Raw genomic sequence first — 17982 nt, 5'->3', positions numbered from 1 at the left:
ACATGAAAAAACTTGTAGTCATAGGCGCAGGGATGGCCACGGGCCGGGCGCTGGAACATCTGTTTGAATCCCAACCGGACGCCTACGACGTCACGCTGTTCAACGCAGAGCCACGCGGAAACTATAACCGGATCATGCTGTCGCCGGTGCTGTCGGGCGAAAAATCCTATGAAGAAATCGTCACCCACGATGCGATTTGGTACGAAGAAAACGGTGTTACCTGTCGCTTTGGCGAGCATGTCATCGGCATTGACCGGGACCGCAAGGTGGTCATCGGCCAGAACGGCGAGGTTCCTTATGACAAGCTGCTGATCGGCACCGGGTCTGCGCCCTTTATCATCCCGGTGCAGGGCAAGGAACTGCCCGGGGTCATCACCTATCGCGATCTGGATGACACCAACGCGATGGTGGAAGCATCTGGCAAGGGTGGCAGCGCCGTCGTGATCGGTGGTGGTCTGTTGGGGCTGGAGGCAGCAGCGGGTTTGCGGCTGCGGGGCATGGATGTGACCGTGCTGCATCTGAACGGCCACCTGATGGAACGGCAACTGGACGAAGCTGCAGGGTATCTCTTGCGCGCGGATCTGGAGCGGCGTGGCATTACCGTGAAAACCCAGGCATCAACCAAGGCGATTCTTGGCGAAGACCGCGCCGAAGCCGTGTTACTGGAAAGCGGCGAAACCCTGCCCGCAGATCTGGTGGTGATGGCCGTGGGCATCCGCCCTGAAACCCGCCTCGCCAACGACGCCCATATCGACGTGGCACGCGGGATCGAGGTGAACGCACAGATGCAGACCTCGGACCCGGACATTTACGCGATTGGCGAATGTGTCGAGTTCGACGGTCAGCTTTTTGGTCTGGTGGCACCTCTGTACGATCAGGCCAAGATTGTCGCCGCATCGCTGTTGGATCAACCCGGCGCGTTTGTGCCCAAGGAACTATCAACCAAGCTCAAAGTCACCGGCTGTGATCTCTTCAGCGCCGGCGATTTCGCCGAGGGTCCGGGCCGCGAGGACATCGTGTACCGCGATCCTGCGCGGGGCATCTACAAGCGGCTGGTGCTGCAGGATGACCAGCTTGTCGGTGCCGTAATGTATGGCGACACGGCGGACGGAAACTGGTTCTTTGGGCTAATCAAGGACGGCACCGATCTCACCGAAATGCGCGAGACGTTGATCTTTGGACCGGCCTATCAGGGAGGTGCCGCATCGGACCCTCTCTCAGCCGTTGCAGCCTTGCCGGATGATGCGGAAATCTGTGGGTGTAACGGCGTATGCAAAAGCAATATCGTAAGCGCGATCGCGGGCGGTGCCACCGATCTGGGCGCCATTCGCGCCAGCACCAAGGCCAGCGCGTCCTGCGGCACCTGCACCGGGTTGGTGGAACAACTGCTGCAGGTCACGCTGGGCGATGATTTCGAAATGCCAGCCGCACAATCGGTCTGTGGTTGCACCGACCTGTCCCACGAAGATGTACGGCGGTTGATCAAGGCCAAAGAACTGAAATCGCAGGCCGCCGTCTGGCAGGAACTGGGGTGGTCCACGCCCAATGGCTGTCATGTCTGCCGTCCGGCGATCAACTATTATCTGCTCGCCGACTGGCCGCTGGAGTATCAGGACGATCCGCAAAGCCGCTTTGTCAACGAACGCAAACACGCCAACATCCAGAAAGACGGCACATTCAGCGTTGTTCCCCGGATGTGGGGCGGCATTACCAACCCGAACGAATTGCGCGCGATTGCCGACGCGGCCGAAAAATATGACGTGCCGACAGTCAAGGTAACCGGCGGGCAGCGGATCGACCTGCTCGGCGTCAAAGGCGAGGACCTGCCGTCAATCTGGGCCGATCTGAACAATGCGGGGCTGGTCTCGGGTCATGCCTACTCCAAGGGTCTGCGCACGGTTAAAACCTGTGTCGGCACGGATCATTGTCGGTTTGGCACCCAGGACAGCACCGGTTTGGGCATCCAGCTTGAACAGATCCTGTGGGGGTCGTGGACCCCGCACAAGGTCAAGCTGGCGGTGTCTGGCTGTCCGCGCAACTGTGCCGAGGCGACTTGCAAGGATGTCGGGATCATCTGTGTCGACAGCGGTTATCAGGTGAGCGTTGGTGGCGCGGCAGGCATGGACCTTAAGGAAACCGAACGGCTGGCCGATGCCCCGACAGAGCAGGAAGCGATCGATCTGACCATCGCGTTTATCCAGCTCTATCGCGAAAACGCCAAGTACCTCGACCGGGCTTATAAGTGGGTTTCCAAGGTTGGGCTCGACTGGGTGAAAGAGCGTGTCGTCGACGATCTGGCCGAACGCAAAAGGCTGGTAGAGGCCTTTGAGCTGTCGCAGTCGATCTACCGCAAAGACCCGTGGGCCGAGCACGTCACCGAGCGCGCAGAAACCTATATCCCCCTCGCCAATCTAACCCTGGAGGCCGCAGAATGAGCTGGATCGACATTGGACATATCGACGACGTGCCCCTGCGCGGTGCGCGTGTTTTGAAAACCCCGGCGGGCTGCGTTGCGGTGTTTCGCACGGACGAGGCCGAAGTCTTTGCGGCGTCCAACACCTGTCCGCACAAGGGTGGGCCGCTGAGCGACGGCATTGTGCATGGGCAGAACGTCACCTGCCCACTGCACAACTGGGTGTTTGATCTGAACACCGGCGAGGCACAGGGGGCTGACGACGGCCACATCGACACCTATCCGCTGAAGTTGCTGGAGAACGGTCGCATCATGATCGACGGGGCCGCCATCGGCGCGCGGAGCGCGGCCTGATGGACGGCGGCAGTTCGCCCGCAATCCGCAGCACCTGTCCCTATTGCGGGGTCGGGTGTGGCGTGCTGCTGCAACCGGATGGTCTAGGCGGGCTTGATGTGCGGGGCGACCCGGACCACCCTGCCAACAACGGGCGGCTCTGTTCCAAAGGCTCGGCCCTCGGCGAAACCGTTGGGCTCATGCAACGCCTGCTTGCCCCGCAGGTGAATGGCGCCGACACGTCGTGGGACAGCGCCCTTGATCTGGTGGCAACCCGGTTTTCTGACACGATTGCGCGGCATGGACCGGACAGCGTCGCCTTCTACGTCTCGGGCCAATTGCTGAACGAAGATTATTATGTCGCCAATAAGCTGATGAAGGGCTTTATCGGCTCAGCCAACATCGACACCAATTCCCGCCTCTGCATGGCGTCGACCGTAGCCGGACACAAGCGAGCATTCGGGACCGACACGGTTCCCGGCACCTACGAGGATCTCGACGAGGCCGATCTGATCGTGCTGGTCGGCTCTAACCTCGCATGGTGCCATCCGGTCTTGCACCAACGCGCTCTGGCTGCCCGCAAGGCCCGCGGCACCAAGCTCATCGTGATTGACCCTCGCCGCACCGCCAGTTGCGACGGGGCCGACCTGCACCTCGCACTAGAACCCGGCAGCGATGTTGCGCTGTTCAATCACCTGTTCACGCAGATTTACGAAGGCGGCGCGCTGGACAAAGCGTTTCTGGCGCATACCAACGGTTTTAACGACACATTGCGCGAAGCCTATGGCAGCCGTTCCCAAGTCACCGGGCTGAGTGACGCCGATATCACCCGGTTCTGCCGTATGTGGATGGGCACCGAAAGGGTCGTCACCATCTTTAGTCAGGGGGTGAATCAGTCTTCCAGCGGCACCGACAAGGTCAACGCCATCCTGAACTGCCACCTTGCCACCGGGCGCATTGGGAAACCCGGCTGCGGACCGTTTTCGGTCACCGGGCAACCCAATGCCATGGGCGGGCGCGAGGTCGGCGGCTTGGCGAATATGCTTGCCTGTCACATGGAGCTGAACAACCCCGATCACCGATCCGCTGTGCGCACGTTTTGGGAGGCAGCGACCATTCCAGAGAAACCCGGACTGAAGGCGGTCGATATGTTCCGCGCGGTGGGCGACGGGCGGATCAAGGCGCTTTGGGTGATGCACACCAACCCGGCCGTGTCCCTGCCCGACAGCGATCGTGTGCGGCAAGCCATCGCTGACTGCCCGTTCACCGTGGTCAGCGATATCACCGCAGCCACCGATACAGCCCGGCTGGCTGACGTGCTGCTGCCTGCGACTGCGTGGGCCGAAAAGGAAGGGACTGTCACCAATTCGGACCGCACCATCAGCCGCCAACGCATTGCACTGCCTGCGCCGGGTCTTACGCGCCCTGACTGGGCGCAACTGGCCGAGGTGGGTCGGCGCATGGGCTGGAAACGGCAGTTCGATTACCAGACCACATCAGAGATCTTCCGCGAATATGCGGCGCTCTCGGGCATCGCGGGGCGCTTTGGCCTCGACTTTGACATCTCTGCTTTCACGGATATCGACGATCCTGACTATGATGCCTTGCCACCAACCCATTGGCCGGTCACCAAGAACCGAACTGGAGGTCGCTTTTTCGCCGACGGGCAGTTTTTTCATCGCGATGGCAAGGCGCAGATGATCCCGGTCACGCATAGGCCGCCTGCTGCAAAAACCGAACCACGTTTTCCGTTTCGTCTGAACACCGGACGGGTACGTGACCAGTGGCACACGATGACACGGACCGGGCTCTCCCCGCGCCTATCCGCGCATCTGGCCGAGCCGTTCCTTGATATTCATCCCGCCGACGCCACGCGCCTCGCCCTGTCCGCCGCTGATCTGGTCACTGTCACCAGCCCCGTGGGCCGGTCAATCCTGCGGGTGCGGATCACCGGAGATGTGCAGCCCGGACAGGTCTTTGCCCCAATGCACTGGACCGGCGAGACAGCCCCATCGGCGCGGATTGATGCCTTGCTGGCGGATGTCACCGATCCGATATCGGGGCAGCCGGAAACCAAGGCCGGTGTTGTGAATGTCGCAAAGTTCGAGGCGGCGTGGTACGGGTTCGCTGTTTCGCGCCAACCGATGCGGCTGACATCGGAGTACTGGGCGCTCGCCACCACAAATGCCGGGCATCGCGCGGAACTCGCCGGGATGACAGCAACTGCCGACTGGGAGACCGCGGCGCGCGAGATGTTTAACCTGTCCGATGCCACCGTCAGTTCTATCACCGACACGGCGCGCGGCACGGCACGGATCGCTTTTGAGGCGGATGGACAGCTTCTGGCGGCGCTCTTTGTATCGCCCACCCCGGTCGCGGTGATGCGGGACTATCTCGCCACCCTTCCCGGCGGGCCTGCGGCTGACGTCCTGATCGGGCGCACCCCTGCAGATGTTCCGGACCCCGGCCCAATGCTGTGTGCCTGCTTTGGCGTGGGTGTGAACACGATTGTCGAAGCGATTGAAACTGACGGGTTGGTCACCGTCGAGGCCGTTGGTACTGCGCTGCAGGCCGGGACAAACTGCGGGTCCTGCCGCCCCGAAATCGCCGAGTTGCTCAGCAGCATGACCCACCGCGAAGCCGCAGAGTGAACGGCGCGTTCAGGACGCCGCCACCTTTGCCCCCTTGGCAATCATCGGCGGCGCAGCGTTCAGGCGCTCTATGGCAAACCCTGCCGCACGCTTGTAATCCGCCATGAATGCGGCCCGCTCATCAGCCGTTATCACGGTGTCGATGTCATCGAATTCACCGCCACAGCGCTCGTCCACCAGATCGAGCAGCCCAAACGGCCCTGCCCCGCGATTGCGCAGGATCAGTTCGGATACCGGGCCGCAAAGGGTGTCGTCATAGGCCACCAGTGCTGCGGGTGTAACACCATGTTCGATAATTGATTGCCCAAGAACCCGTGCATCGACAATCGCCTGACTCGCACCATTGGACCCGGTGGGGTACATCGCATGCGCCGCATCCCCCATCAGCGCCACCGGCCCGTCAATCCACGTCGGGATCGGATCGCGATCAATCATCGGGTTTTCATAAGCGATATCAGCGCCCCGCAGCATCGCAGGAACGTCGAGCCAATCGTATCGGAAGGCTTCGAACTCATGCACAAAGCTGTCGATTTCGACCGGTCGGAACCAACCACTCTTTTCCCACCCGTGGGAGGCATCGACGGTCTGTTCGGCGATCCAGTTGACGGTGACGAAACCTTCGCTGTCGGGATGTGAAATCGGGTAGATCACCATCCGGTGCCGATGTGTCCCCAACCCGACAAAGGACGACCCCGTGCGGATCGGGCGCATTCTGGTCGTGCCGCGCCACATGAGCGCCCCACCCCAATGAATCGGCGGTTGCGCGGGATGCATCTGCGCCCGGATTGTCGAGTGAATGCCATCCGCCCCGATCAGCAGCGTGCCGGTAACCTGTGAAATACCACCATCGGCATTTTCGCTCTGAACCGTAACACGCCCGTCCAGCATCTGTTCGTACCCGGTGACACGCTGCCCCATGCGCACCGCATCCACGCCCAACCGGTTCACCACGGTTTCAAACAGCAGCATGTGGAACTGTCCGCGATGCATGGCGTATTGCGGCCAGTGATACCCAGCCTCAATCCCGCGCGGTTCGGCATAGATTTCCTTGCCATTCAGCCCCACTAGCGCCCACTCGCGTGCAGGCAGACCCACCCTGTCGAGATCATCGGTTGTGATCCCGAGAACCAACAACTCGCGCACTGCATTCGGTTGCAGATTGATACCGACGCCCAAGGGTCGCATGTCGCGCACGGCCTCAAAGACCGTCGCCTTCACCCCGATCTGATGCAGGGTCAAGGCCAATGCCAACCCGCCGATACCGCCCCCGGCGATCAGAACATGCGGTTCATCCATGACCGTCTCCTCTGCAATTGCGCCGTCTCTCGATCCTCTGGTGTCCGCAAACGCTAAAGACCGCGGCGCGGGCGCTAGGCAACACCAGCATCATAGGTCACGCGCCCGCCACAGATCGTAAGTTGCACCGAGGCTTTGCCGACGTCTTTTAGAGCGACACTGTCCAGATCATCCGACAAAATCACCAGATCGGCAAACATTCCGGGGACCAGACGCCCCTTCTTGCTTTCGTTGAATTCGGCATAGGCCCCCATGGCCGTATAGCTTTCCAGTGCATCGCGCAGGTTCTGTCGTTGATCCGTCCAGTTGCCGCCAAGGTGTTTGGGGGCAACTGCTGCCCCGATAGACGGCAAAACCTCGACCGGGACCACGGGCCAGTCGCTGGAGAAAATCATAGGCACTCCGGTTTCACGAATGGTCTGACAGGCATAGGCCAAGGGCTTTTGGTCCTCGTGTAGGATCTGCCCTTCATCCGAAGGCGCAAACAACCCTCCCCATGGGGCATGCAGAGGCTGCATCGACGCAACCACGTCCAGCTCCCGCAATCTGGGCAGATCGTCGGGATGCAGCACTTCGATATGTTCGATCCGGTGGCGGCTGTCGCGTGCACCGTTCGCTGCGCGCGCCGCCGCATAGCCATCCAATGTCCCGCGAACGGCCGCGTCACCGATGGCATGAACGCTGATCTGCAATCCCATCTCATCGGCGCGCACGCAGATTTCGTTGAACTGTTCCGGCGTGAACAACGGCGCTCCGGTGCTGTCGGGCCAATTGGGATAAGGACGCAACATGGCGGCGGTGCCGGATTCCACAACCCCATCGTGAAACAGTTTCAGCCGCCCAGACCAGAGCCAGTCACTGTTATAGCGGCGTTGCATTTCAGCCGCCTCATCCAGCCGATCAATGGGATCATAGTTCTTGAAATGGAACGGCACTTGCCCCCGGCACAGCAAGTCACCTTCGGCCTCGATCTCGGAAAGCAGTTCCAGTTGGTAGAAATTTCCGTCCATGTTGTGAAACGTGGTGACACCGGTTTTTGCCAGATGCCGCAAACCAGCGCGCAGGATCGCCTTGTCCGCCGCGCGCTGTTCCGGGGTTGCCGACGGGACCGGATCGTTGCCGGTGGTCATTCCCAGCAGGTCGCGCCCACCCGATGCGGTCGTGGCCAGTACATATTCATAGGCGCCGGCTTCGAGCAACTCACCAGTTGCAAGCCCGTCTGCCCCCATCACGATCTCGCTTCCCTCCGGCACGGTCGCGCCATGCAGGATTCCAGCCAATTCAAGCGCAGGCGTGTTGGCCCAAAGCGTGTGATGATCTGCTGCCATCACAGCGAAGGGCCGATCTGGCATCACCCGATCCAGACCATGCCGGTCGATCGGTCGACCTGCCCCCAACAAATCATAATGCGCCCCGATCGCGTAAAGCACCGGCGCATCGGGTTGCTGCGCCGAATACTCCCGCACGCGGGACGCGACGGTTTCTGCATCATGGCTGGTGGACAGGTCCAGCATTGCCAGCTCCAAACCACCCGAGAACAAGTGAATATGGCTTTCGATGAACCCCGGCAGAACCGTTTTGCCCTGCGCGTCGATCACCCGCGTGTCGGGCCCCTTGGTTTCGCGAACAGCGGCGTTGGTTCCCACAGCGAGGATATGCCCCTCTGCGAGTGCAATCGCCTCGGCCCGCCCGGTTCCGCCACCAAAGGTGATCAGCCTACCGTTCTCGATAATGATATCCGCGACCGTCATGATATTGTCCTTGCCTTATGCCGCCTCAGCGCAACCTGTTCACCAGTTCCTGCTGCTTGCCCCACCAAGGAGCAGCTGCCTCGATCTGCGCCGACAGCGACATCAGCGCCTCGTCCGCGCCAAACGGCATCGCCAGATGCACGCCGACCGGCAGATCGCCTTTGGTCCAATGCAGGGGAAGCGACACGGCAGGCTGACCGCTGGCATTGAAGACGGCGGTGAACGGAGAGTATTCGAACACGCCACCCGGGCCGGTTCGGTAATCCAGAAAATCCTCGTTGTCGGGTTTCAGCTGGCCCACCGGTGCCGGAGGAGCCGCGAGCGTCGGCGTGACCAAGACGTCGCACTGGCTCAGGAAATGCGCCATCCGGCGACCAAAGGCGTGAACCACCTCGATGGCCTGCAGGTAATCTGCGCCCGAGATCTGCTCGGCATAGACAACTGCACCGCGCGTCACCCCATCCAGCAATGCGGGATCCATCGGTCGGCCATTCAGCACAGTCCGGACCGACAGCGCTGTGCCGCAGGCGACAATCTTGGTCCATGCGACCATCATCGCCTCGACATCGAGATCGGGAGGCAGCTGAACCGGTTCGACGCTGTGACCAAGGCTTTCAAGCAGATGCCCAGTTGCCTCGACCGCCGCGACACAGTCCGCATGCACGGGCTCGCCGCTTAACGTCATCGGACACAGGGCGACCCGCAGTTTCCCGGGCGCGGCCGCAAGCGCCTGCACAAAGCTGCCCTTCATCGGTGGCGGGAAATAAGGCGCCCCCAGATCCGGGCCATTGACCGCGTCCAGCAATGCGGCGGTATCGCGCAGGCTGCGGGTCAGGAAACCATCAATCGCCATACCGCCCCACCCTTCGCCTGAACCCGGCCCTTCGGGCAGGCGTGCGCGGGTGGGCTTGAACCCGACCAAACCACAGGACGACGCCGGAATGCGCACCGAACCGCCACCATCGCTGCCATGGGCGACGGGAACGATGCCCGCCGCCACGGCCGCGCCCGCGCCGCCTGACGAACCGCCCGACGTGTGATCGGTATTCCAGGGGTTGCGCGTCGGGCCACCATAGACCTGCGCCTCGGTCACCGGGCCAACGCCCAGCTCAGGCGAGGCCGTGCGCCCAAAGCTCACAAGACCAGCGGCGCGCAATCGCAGATACAACTCGCTGTCATAGCGATGCACACTGTTTCGCATCAGGGCCGATCCGTTGTTGGTAGGGAAATCGATTGCCTCGGCCCCCAGATCCTTGAGCAGGAAAGGAACCCCCTTGAATGGGCCATCCGGAAGGCCCGCACGTATCGCGTTGCGCGCCACGTCTTCTTGCAACATCACCACCGCATTCAACGCAGGATTTATAGACTCCACACGCTCTAGCGCGCAGTCCAGCAAGGCATCGGGTGTGATCTCGCCGCTTGCAACCAATGCCGCCAACGCCGTGGCGTCGTTTTCCAGATATATGTCTTTCATGATGTCCCTGCTGCCGTATTCGTGCGGTCACGTTACACGCGCCAACTGGAAACACCAGTGGGAGTTGACCAGCTTTTTCCCAAGTACCAAGCGCAGAAAACCCGCGCCAGTTTTCACTGACGCGGGTTTCTTGTGTATCGTTCCGCAGGAGCGGTCTTTTTGGTGCGCACCGCTACTTGGTGGCGCCTGTTGCCATCAACAATATGGTGGCAGCGCCCGAAACATCTGATCCGTTCAGAACAGGTCTGGTTCGTGGTCGCGGCTGTCGTCTTCGGCGGGAGAATACATATTGATCTCCATGCCACAGTTCACTTCCGTGAGTTTTGGTGTCTTCCAGGCCATTCGGTATCCTCCCAAGAATTCTGTATTCAATCACTCTAGCCGGGCCTTTGCACCCTACAAATGATCCTTTGGTCGTAGAGGTTCGCCCTCTTGGACCAAGGTCGCATTTTCCCGCGAAGGTCCGCAATCTAGCTTGCCCGCATGCGCGCGTTCCTCTGCCAATTGTTCCTGACCCTCAGTGTCTGCCTGCTTTGCTCGAATTCGGTCGCCGAGCCCCTGTCGCGCGAAGAGATCGCGGTGCATGTGCCACAGCCCTATTCCCTAGGCGATCCGATTGGCGATGACGGTGTTTATCAGCTGATTGATATCAGCCGCGCAGATGCCGGGTTTGTCTTTGAAACAGAACCGCTTGCACCCCTTCCCGGCTTTTCGGGCGCCCCTATCAACCTGCTGGTGCTGTTGGATCATGACGGCAAGTTCCTCGACGTGCGCTTGATCGAACAGAACGAACCGATCTTTGTCTCGGGTCTTGGCGAAGCGCCGTTTCGCGCGTTTCTTGAGCAATATGCCGGGCATTCGATCACTTCGTCTCTGGTGGTCGGCTCCCCTTATGGCAGCGGCAGCGGCGGCAGCTCACTTGTCTATCTGGATGGCGTGACCAAGGCGACCGCGTCGGTGCGTATCGCGCATGAATCGATCATGGGGGCTGCCCTCTCCGTTGCTCGGGAGAAAATGCAGGGGATCAGCACGGTCCCGCCGGCCTTCCCCGATCCAGACTATTCCGAACCACTTGATTGGGACACCCTCGTTGAGCAAGGGCTGGCCACGCGCCTTCTGGTCACCAACGCCGAGATTGACCAAGCCTATGTCGGCACCCTCTGGGAAGACGACGATCCCGAGGCCACGGACAATCCGGAAGACCCCTATCTGGATCTCTGGATCATCGATATCGGCCCGCCTTCGATTGCCCGCGCAGTGCTGGACGACAGCGGACTCAAGGAGCTTCAGGGGTTTCTCGAAATCTCCGGTGACGATGAACCGATCCTGTTGATCGAGACCGCCCGCCACGGGTTGGTCAGCCCCGACTTTGTACGCAACACGGCGCCCAACTGGATTTCTGCCGAGCAGAACGGTTTTCCGGTCGCGCTCCGTGATGCAGACCTGTTCTTTGACCTCGCCAACGGCGTCCCGGATGGGCACGCGATGATACTGCGCACGGATCGCCGACTTGGCTTTGACCCGGTCAGCGACTGGACCCTGAATGTTCAGGCGGTCCGCGAACACGGTATTTTTCAACCGCAGACCGGCGGCGTCACGCTCTCGGTTAACCACAAGACCGACGCGCGGTTCTTTGATCGCCCCGAAGTGATCACCCCCGCGCCGCCGTGGCTGTCGGCTCTGCAGAACAGGATGACCGATATGATCCTGCTCGCAGGTTTCCTCGCCCTGCTGGTTTGGCTGCTCTTTTTCCGCATGAATCGGCTGGCCGATAGCCGAGCATTCACGCCGATCCGTCTGGGGATACTGGCAATCGTAATCGGATTTGTTGGCTGGTGGGGTCAGGGACAGCTGTCGATTGTCACGGTCCTTGGCAGCCTGCGGGCGCTCTTTGACAATGGCAGCTTTGCCTTCCTGCTTTACGATCCGTTTTCACTTTTGATCTGGGCGGTGACGATCGTCGGTTTTGTCCTCTGGGGGCGCGGTCTGTTCTGCGGATGGCTATGCCCGTTTGGCGCAATGCAGGAGTTTGCACACCACCTGGGCCGCCTCTTCCGCTTGCCCCGGATAGAGCCATCGCCCCGCTGGGACGCGCGGTTGAAGATGGTGAAGTACGTCTTGCTGGCTGGGTTGATTGCCACCGTCTTTGTAGCTCCCGATCAAACCGATCTGGTGGCTGAAATCGAACCCTTCAAGACCGCCGTGACGACGTTCTTTGTGCGCGAGTGGTATTACGTCGCCTATGCCGCGTTCTGGCTGATTTCCGGAATGGTCCTGTTCAAAGGGTTCTGCCGCTATGTCTGTCCGCTCGGCGCCATCATGGCGATTGGCGGTTTGCTGCGTGGCCGCGACTGGATTGACCGCCGCGCCGAATGCGGCAGCCCTTGTCAACTTTGCAAGGTCAAATGCAACTATGGCGCAATCAAAAAGACCGGTGAAATTCAATATTCCGAGTGCTTCCAATGCCTTGATTGCGTGAGCATCCACAACGACACGGCCCGCTGCGTTCCACTTGTGCTGTCACGCCGCAATGGCAAACGCCGCGAGGCCGCAGAATGATCTCTCGTCGCCGTTTTCTGTCGATAGCCGCTGCGGCGATCGCGACCCCCGCAACTGCCGCACCGGTGCAGTGGAAAGGCGTGGCGCTTGGTGCCGATGCCTCGCTCACGATCCATGCGACGCCAGCACAGGCGGACCTTGCGCTGCGCGAGGTCCGCACTCTGTTGCGACGTGTTGAAGCGTTGTTCAGTCTGTTTGATCCCGCATCCCGGCTCGTCGCGCTGAACCAAAGCGGGTATATGGTGGATCCGGCACCCAAGTTCGTCGAGCTTCTTTCGATCGCGGATCACATCCACTGCGTTACCGGGGGGGCCTTTGACCCGACAATCCAGCCCCTGTGGCAGGCCGTATCGCGTCGAGAAGATGTAGAACAAGCCCGAAGCCTGATCGGGTGGGATCGCGTCCGACGAACGGCACACCGGATTTCGATTGAACCGGGCCAGGCACTGACGTTGAACGGCATTGCACAGGGCTATGCCACCGATCTGGTTGCGGATGCCCTGCGGGCACGCGGGTTTGACAGGGTTCTGATCAACATCGGTGAATTCAGCGGGCTTGGCGGCCCCTGGCATCTGGGCATCTCCGACCCCGCGCACGGGATGGTGGCGACCCGCACGCTGACCAACCGCGCCATCGCCACTTCCAGCCCGGCGGCGCTGGAGTTCGGAAACGGGCAGCAGCACATACTTGGCCCCATGGGGCAGAAACCGCTCTGGTCCACTGTCAGCGTATCGGCCGAAAGAGCCGCGATTGCCGATGCCGCGTCGACCGCGTTTTGCTTGATGCCGGTGAATGCGATCAAGGACGCCCTGATACACCTGCCCGGTGCGCCGGACGCAACACTGGTGACAACAGATGGCCGGGTTCTCTCGCTGTCATAGAGGCAAGAACCAGATACGAAAACGGCGACCAATGCGGTCGCCGTCTGTTTCAATCTCCAATTCGTAATCCCAGATCAGCTTGAGATCATCCGCTTGAGCCAGCCTTTCTTGTTGGGCTCGCCGTCGCCGTCTTCGGCGGCATCACCCTCTGCGGGCCCTTGCACGACCTCTTGAAAACGGGTGAAGAACTGCGCGGCCATTTTCTTGGCAAAACCGTCGATGATACGACTGCCCAATTGTGCCAGCTTGCCGCCCACCTTGGCATCGACATCGTAAGTCAGCAATGTTCCCTCGCCGCTCTCGGACAGAACCACCTTTGCGCCGCCTTTGGCAAAACCGGCCGCGCCGCCTTTGCCTTCGCCACTCAGGGTCAGGCTTTCGCCCTGGACGACATCCGAAATGGTCACGGCCCCTTTGAAGGTCGCCTTGACCGGCCCGACCTTTTGCACGACAGTCGCCTCGAACCCTTCCTCTGCAGAACCGCTCATCTCCTGACAGCCAGGCACGCATTCCTTGAGCACCTCGGGAGTGAGCAGCGCCTCCCAGACCACGTCCCGTGGGGCGGCTATTTCTATGGAATCATTCATTTGCATGGCTTGGGTCCTCCAGCTTTATTCATTTACACTATGGGCCAATACGCGGCCCGGCAATGCGACCATGGGTTAAGTCAGCGCAACTCGGGTGCGCGAAAGGTTAGCCCGTGATCAGCAAAAATTTGTTCAAGCCGCCCGTCCCCGATTGCAGCGACAATTGCGTCATCCACCGCATAGGCCAAGGGACGATAGGCAAAATGCACCGCGACACCGGCGGTCCAATTCCCGGCCGCAAAGCCCGGCAGTGGCGGCGCATGCAGCCCCAGGTCCGGAGTCAGCCCATGTTCAAGCTGCGCCCGTGTTCCCATCGCGGCCTTGGTTTCGCCCTGCGCAAGTGCGATCATTGCATCCGCCATCGCCGGATAACGCCTTACATTGCCGGCCAGTTGCCCGCCGGGAAAGGCCGAGAGATAGAAATCGGATATCGAGTCGTTCTCTACAGCAACGGTATCAAACCGGAAATAGGCAGGCACAGGCGGGTCCTCGGGATAGGCGGCCTTGCGGTAGGCAATGGCGATATCCTCGACATGGTATTGCCCGGTGAACACAACCTGCTCGACCCGGCAGGCAAAGGCGCTGTCATAGGGTACATGCAGCATGACATTGGCAACGCTGCCGCTGACCACCGGCCCTTTCCAGACCCAGTTGCGCAGATCAGCCTCAAGCGTTTCGCCCGCCGCAACCAGTTTGAAACGCGCTTCAACCCCGAGATCCTCTGCGATCAGGCGGCCAAGATCGATATCAACGCCAACCGCCTTGCCATCCTGCTCATAGGACCAGGGCGGAAAATCCTCATAGGCGGCAAAGGTGATGAAACCACGCTCCTGAATCGTGTCCAGATCGGTCCCCACCACGTCCCGCGCGGTATTCTGCGGTTTAGGTTGTGGCACGTGATCTGCACATCGCGCCCAGCCGCTGCTCGCCGCAAAGCACCCGATTGTCAGCCCGAGCAGAGCGTTATGGAAGGTTCTTATCATCTGGTCCTCACCGACCCGGCACGGGAAGTGCGCCAGGTGCAACATCTTCGTTTCGGTCGGATCAGTGTGCGGCGGACAGACCGATTGTCAACGCCTCGGACGCGGCCTTGAAATTCGGCGTATCACCCGAGATCAGATTTGCCGCACGATACGCCGGGCTGTCAGCAACCGGTGCACCGGAGCCGGTCTCGATCTCGGCGGCAATCTCGGCCAGTTCCGCTTGCAGCGCGCTGGCGTCTTCACCGCCGGACATCCCAGCCAGCGAATCCCGGATTTCCTTTAGCCTCACTGTGTAGTCATCCAACGCCCCGTCATCGGGTCTGGTCTCGACATAGGTCCGGATCGCCCAAGCGGCCTTTTGCCCCAAAAGCTCGCCAAAGGCCGGCATCTTGGTGATTCCATTCTGGGTATAGCCGGTCTGAAATCGCTCGACGAACCACTCATCGCCATATTCCTCGGCCTCCAGATACCGCAAATCGGGGGCCAGCCCACCGGATACAACACCCAGACCGTGGCAGCGGGCACAGTTTTGATTATAGCCGCTATCCCCAATCTCAATCGCTTTGGCCCAAACCTCGGGACCGGCATCGCGATACGGGTTCTCGATCAGCCATTCCTCGCCCACATCGGGAAGAGCATCGGTATCGACAGCCTGTGGTGCCACATCGCCATGCGCAAGCGTCATACTTGCAACCAAACTCAGACCAAGCACCGAAATCGGCAATCTCAACATGTCTCCATCTCCCTCACATTGCGTGTCACCGGCCTTTTAGCCTGTGGATGCTGCGCTGCGGTATTCGACCTTGGTTATAGACCTGCCCAAACAGGGCGATTCCTCCGACCAAGGTCTAATGGTGGAGCCCATTCGCATCACCCAAAGTGTCGGCATTCACGGGGGGAGCCATGTTCAGACAGACCATATTTGGCCTTGGGTTGATGTTGTGCGGTGCCGCGCCGGCGCTCGCGGATCTGAACCTGCCGATCACGTTTTTGCAACAGATTCCGCCGCGCCCGCCGGTACTATCCAACCTTGACCCGATACCCGATAATCTAGGGATCGCCGGAGCACAGCTTGGCGAGCTTGAAAATAATACGACCGGTCAATTCCTGAACCAGAGCTATACGCTAGAGGTCGTGCAGGTTGGCCCGGATGATGATCTGGCCGAGGCCGCGCGCGCCGCTTTGGCACGCTCTCCATATCTTGTTCTGAATGTACCAGCGACACAGGCACAAATGATCGCCGATCTGCCCGAGGCGGCCGAAGCATTGCTGTTTAACACGGGTGCGCGCGATGTGAGTCTGCGCGACGCCGGGTGCCGTGCCAACTTGCTGCACACGATCCCGTCAGATGCGATGCGGGCCGATGCCCTGATGCAGTTTGCCCTGTTCAAACGCTGGGACAAGCTGGCGATGGTGGCTGGCACGCATCCGCAAGACGTCGCCTTTGCCACTGCGCTCAAGAACAGCGCGACGAAATACGGGCTGGGCGTGATCGCAGAAAAGACATGGACCTTTGATGCCGACATGCGCCGGAGCGCGGCGCAGGAAGTACCCTTGTTCACGCAAGAGTTCGGCGATTTTGACATGCTGCTGATTGCCGACGAGCTTGATGATTTCGGCCGTTACCTAGCCTACAACACCTGGACACCGCGTCCAGTTGCAGGCTCGGACGGTCTGCGTCCCGTGGCTTGGGATCGGGTCGTCGAGCAATGGGGGGCGGCGCAGTTGCAAAGCCGCTTTCACGACCTCGCGGGCCGTGACATGACCCCGCACGACTACGCGGCCTGGGCCGCGATGCGGGTTCTGGGCGAGGCCGTGACCCGCACGAATGCCGATGATGTGGCCACGCTTAAGGCCTATATCCTGTCGGACAAGTTCGAACTGGCCGGGTTCAAAGGGCGCGCCCTGAACTTTCGGCACTGGAACGGACAATTGCGCCAGCCAATCCCGCTGGTCACGGATCGGGCGTTGGTCATTCAGGCCCCACTGCCCGGTTTCCTGCATCAGTTCAACGAAATGGATTCCCTTGGGCTGGACCAGCCCGAAAGCGAATGCGAGGCTTTTGAATGAAACGACTACTTCTCTGCACGACGATGATCCTAGCAAGCCCTGTTTGGGCTGGCGAAATCTGGGTCACCAACGAAAAGGACAACACCGTCAGCGTGATCGATGTCGATACGTTGAGTGTGATCCAGACCTATGCAACTGGCGAGCGCCCGCGCGGCATCACGTTTTCACAGGATTTCAGCCGCGTCTATATCTGCGCCTCCGACAGCGACACGGTGCAGGTGATGGATCCGGACACTGGCGAGATTTTGCATGACTTGCCTTCTGGCGAGGACCCGGAGCAGTTTGTGCTCCATCCCAATGACCGTGATCTCTATATCGCCAACGAGGATGACGCCGTCACGACGGTGGTGGATACCGAAACCCACGAGGTGGTCGCGCAGATCAACGTTGGGATCGAACCCGAAGGCATGGCCGTCAGCCCTGATGGCAAGACCGTAATCACCACATCTGAAACCACCAATATGGCGCATTGGATCGACACAGAGGCGCGCGAGATTTACGCCAACACGCTGGTAGATGCGCGTCCGCGGCACGCAGAGTTCACCCATGATGGCAATGAACTTTGGGTCAGTTCCGAAATCGGCGGCACCGTGACGGTGTTTGATGCCGCAGATCAAGCCCAGAAGGCACGAATCGAGTTTGCCATTCAGGGGGTACATCCGGATCGGGTACAGCCGGTGGGTTTTGAATTTACCGAGGACGGGAAAACCGTCTTTGTCGCCCTTGGCCCATCCAATCATGTCGCGGTGGTGAATGCAGGAACCTACGAAGTCGAAGACTATGTTCTTGTCGGCCGTCGTGTGTGGCACATGGCGTTTTCGCCAGACAAATCGCAACTGTTCACGACCAACGGTGTTTCCGGCGATGTGACCGTAATTGACGTGGCCAATCGTGAGGCGATCAAGACGATCAAGGTCGGGCGCTTCCCGTGGGGTGCTGCGACACGCCCCTAGGTTCTCCGCATCTACAGCTCCACAATCAAAG

At 60.5% G+C, this 17982-nt stretch carries 14 protein-coding genes; 7 read left to right on the top strand and 7 right to left on the bottom strand.

Translation table 11 applies throughout. The annotated features are described in order from the left end of the window. The first annotated feature begins 2 nt into the window (after positions 1 to 2). Genes nirB through ABJO75_RS09900 form a run of 3 tightly spaced genes read left to right on the top strand, consistent with a single transcriptional unit; the run spans position 3 to position 5397 of the window. Positions 3 to 2435 carry a nitrite reductase large subunit NirB gene (gene nirB / locus ABJO75_RS09910; protein WP_348129669.1) on the top strand — a complete coding sequence of 811 codons (2433 nt, stop codon included), beginning with the start codon at positions 3 to 5 and terminating at the stop codon, positions 2433 to 2435. Further along, positions 2432 to 2767, top strand: a complete 336-nt coding sequence (nirD, locus tag ABJO75_RS09905) for a nitrite reductase small subunit NirD (protein WP_348129666.1) — start codon at positions 2432 to 2434, stop codon at positions 2765 to 2767. The genes nirB and nirD overlap by 4 nt, the downstream gene beginning before the upstream one ends. Continuing rightward, a complete protein-coding gene (locus ABJO75_RS09900) occupies positions 2767 to 5397 on the top strand; it encodes a molybdopterin-dependent oxidoreductase (protein WP_348129663.1) in 2631 nt (876 codons plus the stop codon). Before nirD ends, ABJO75_RS09900 begins: the two co-directional genes overlap by 1 nt. Before the next feature lie 9 nt (positions 5398 to 5406). On the opposite strand, the gene ABJO75_RS09895 is transcribed toward ABJO75_RS09900, so the two are convergent. The 4 genes from ABJO75_RS09895 to pqqA form a co-directional block, all read right to left on the bottom strand. Then, complete coding sequence (locus tag ABJO75_RS09895) at positions 5407 to 6693, bottom strand: flavin-dependent oxidoreductase (RefSeq protein WP_348129661.1); 1287 nt, start codon at positions 6691 to 6693, stop codon at positions 5407 to 5409. 74 nt (positions 6694 to 6767) lie between these two features. Further along, the gene (locus ABJO75_RS09890) at positions 6768 to 8444 is read right to left on the bottom strand and encodes an amidohydrolase (protein ID WP_348129658.1); all 1677 of its coding nucleotides are present in this window, start codon (positions 8442 to 8444) and stop codon (positions 6768 to 6770) included. Positions 8445 to 8469: 25 nt separating this feature from the next. Continuing rightward, positions 8470 to 9918, bottom strand: a complete 1449-nt coding sequence (locus ABJO75_RS09885) for an amidase family protein (protein WP_348129656.1) — start codon at positions 9916 to 9918, stop codon at positions 8470 to 8472. Between the two features lie 234 nt (positions 9919 to 10152). Next, the gene (pqqA, locus tag ABJO75_RS09880; protein ID WP_348129654.1) at positions 10153 to 10260 is read right to left on the bottom strand and encodes a pyrroloquinoline quinone precursor peptide PqqA; all 108 of its coding nucleotides are present in this window, start codon (positions 10258 to 10260) and stop codon (positions 10153 to 10155) included. A gap of 141 nt (positions 10261 to 10401) precedes the next feature. On the opposite strand from pqqA, the gene ABJO75_RS09875 reads away from it, so the two are divergent. Both ABJO75_RS09875 and ABJO75_RS09870 read left to right on the top strand, forming a co-directional pair. Continuing rightward, a complete protein-coding gene (locus tag ABJO75_RS09875; protein WP_348129653.1) occupies positions 10402 to 12477 on the top strand; it encodes a 4Fe-4S binding protein in 2076 nt (691 codons plus the stop codon). Beyond that, on the top strand, positions 12474 to 13358 hold the full coding sequence (locus tag ABJO75_RS09870) for an FAD:protein FMN transferase (RefSeq protein WP_348129650.1): 885 nt from the start codon (positions 12474 to 12476) through the stop codon (positions 13356 to 13358). Before ABJO75_RS09875 ends, ABJO75_RS09870 begins: the two co-directional genes overlap by 4 nt. Positions 13359 to 13432: 74 nt before the next feature. Here the strand turns inward: ABJO75_RS09870 and ABJO75_RS09865 are convergent, their stop codons facing one another. From ABJO75_RS09865 to pedF, 3 genes are all read right to left on the bottom strand, one after another. Further along, positions 13433 to 13951, bottom strand: coding sequence for a carbon monoxide dehydrogenase subunit G (locus ABJO75_RS09865; RefSeq protein ID WP_348129647.1), 519 nt, complete (start codon positions 13949 to 13951; stop codon positions 13433 to 13435). 74 nt (positions 13952 to 14025) lie between these two features. Further along, on the bottom strand, positions 14026 to 14928 hold the full coding sequence (locus ABJO75_RS09860) for a transporter substrate-binding domain-containing protein (RefSeq protein WP_348129645.1): 903 nt from the start codon (positions 14926 to 14928) through the stop codon (positions 14026 to 14028). 61 nt (positions 14929 to 14989) lie between these two features. Continuing rightward, positions 14990 to 15661, bottom strand: a complete 672-nt coding sequence (pedF, locus tag ABJO75_RS09855) for a cytochrome c-550 PedF (protein ID WP_348129643.1) — start codon at positions 15659 to 15661, stop codon at positions 14990 to 14992. A 170-nt stretch (positions 15662 to 15831) separates the two neighbouring features. On the opposite strand from pedF, the gene ABJO75_RS09850 reads away from it, so the two are divergent. Both ABJO75_RS09850 and ABJO75_RS09845 read left to right on the top strand, forming a co-directional pair. Then, on the top strand, positions 15832 to 16998 hold the full coding sequence (locus ABJO75_RS09850; RefSeq protein WP_348129640.1) for an ABC transporter substrate-binding protein: 1167 nt from the start codon (positions 15832 to 15834) through the stop codon (positions 16996 to 16998). Beyond that, on the top strand, positions 16995 to 17951 hold the full coding sequence (locus ABJO75_RS09845) for a YVTN family beta-propeller repeat protein (protein WP_348129637.1): 957 nt from the start codon (positions 16995 to 16997) through the stop codon (positions 17949 to 17951). Before ABJO75_RS09850 ends, ABJO75_RS09845 begins: the two co-directional genes overlap by 4 nt. Positions 17952 to 17982: the final 31 nt, after the last annotated feature.

The sequence above is a fragment of the Sedimentitalea sp. genome, from assembly GCF_039973035.1.
Taxonomy (GTDB): Bacteria; Pseudomonadota; Alphaproteobacteria; order Rhodobacterales; family Rhodobacteraceae; genus Sedimentitalea.
Note: the sequence above shows the minus strand (reverse complement) of the source record. Positions and strands in the feature narration are given on the sequence as shown.

Excerpts from the sequence above, each read along its gene's own strand:
- nirB (WP_348129669.1), top strand. The coding sequence starts at position 3 with ATGAAAAAACTTGTAGTCATAGGCGCAGGGATGGCCACGGGCCGGGCG.
- nirD (WP_348129666.1), top strand. The coding sequence starts at position 2,432 with ATGAGCTGGATCGACATTGGACATATCGACGACGTGCCCCTGCGCGGT.
- ABJO75_RS09900 (WP_348129663.1), top strand. The coding sequence starts at position 2,767 with ATGGACGGCGGCAGTTCGCCCGCAATCCGCAGCACCTGTCCCTATTGC.
- ABJO75_RS09895 (WP_348129661.1), bottom strand. The coding sequence starts at position 6,693 with ATGGATGAACCGCATGTTCTGATCGCCGGGGGCGGTATCGGCGGGTTG.
- ABJO75_RS09890 (WP_348129658.1), bottom strand. The coding sequence starts at position 8,444 with ATGACGGTCGCGGATATCATTATCGAGAACGGTAGGCTGATCACCTTT.
- ABJO75_RS09885 (WP_348129656.1), bottom strand. The coding sequence starts at position 9,918 with ATGAAAGACATATATCTGGAAAACGACGCCACGGCGTTGGCGGCATTG.
- pqqA (WP_348129654.1), bottom strand. The coding sequence starts at position 10,260 with ATGGCCTGGAAGACACCAAAACTCACGGAAGTGAACTGTGGCATGGAG.
- ABJO75_RS09875 (WP_348129653.1), top strand. The coding sequence starts at position 10,402 with ATGCGCGCGTTCCTCTGCCAATTGTTCCTGACCCTCAGTGTCTGCCTG.
- ABJO75_RS09870 (WP_348129650.1), top strand. The coding sequence starts at position 12,474 with ATGATCTCTCGTCGCCGTTTTCTGTCGATAGCCGCTGCGGCGATCGCG.
- ABJO75_RS09865 (WP_348129647.1), bottom strand. The coding sequence starts at position 13,951 with ATGCAAATGAATGATTCCATAGAAATAGCCGCCCCACGGGACGTGGTC.
- ABJO75_RS09860 (WP_348129645.1), bottom strand. The coding sequence starts at position 14,928 with ATGATAAGAACCTTCCATAACGCTCTGCTCGGGCTGACAATCGGGTGC.
- pedF (WP_348129643.1), bottom strand. The coding sequence starts at position 15,661 with ATGTTGAGATTGCCGATTTCGGTGCTTGGTCTGAGTTTGGTTGCAAGT.
- ABJO75_RS09850 (WP_348129640.1), top strand. The coding sequence starts at position 15,832 with ATGTTCAGACAGACCATATTTGGCCTTGGGTTGATGTTGTGCGGTGCC.
- ABJO75_RS09845 (WP_348129637.1), top strand. The coding sequence starts at position 16,995 with ATGAAACGACTACTTCTCTGCACGACGATGATCCTAGCAAGCCCTGTT.